This window comes from Streptomyces sp. NRRL S-646 (assembly GCF_000720765.1).
Lineage (GTDB): Bacteria > Actinomycetota > Actinomycetes > Streptomycetales > Streptomycetaceae > Streptomyces.
In genome coordinates, this window is sequence record NZ_JODC01000121.1 from 1 (window position 1) to 278 (window position 278).

1 protein-coding gene is annotated in these 278 nt (G+C 69.8%); it reads right to left on the bottom strand.

Going from position 1 to position 278, the window contains the following annotated elements:
• The coding region (locus tag IH68_RS51460) for an acyltransferase domain-containing protein (RefSeq protein WP_159403915.1) at positions 1-278 on the bottom strand (278 nt) is incomplete at both ends.

Below are 278 nucleotides of genomic sequence, written 5' to 3' on the forward strand. Positions count from 1 at the left end.
CCGAGGACGGGGTGGGAGCTGACCTCCACGAACGCGGAGTATCCCTGCTCGACCAGGCCCTGGACGGCGTCGGCGAACCGCACGCGCTGGCGCAGGTTGCGATACCAGTAGCCGCCGTCCAGACCGGCGGTGTCGATGAGTTCGGCCTCGGTGGTGGAGAAGAACGGCACCTCACCCGAGCGGGGGGAGACCGCCGCGAGCACCTCGGCCAGTTCGGTCTCGATGGCTTCGACGTGCCTCGTGTGGGAGGCGTAGTCCACCGGGATACGACGCGCCCG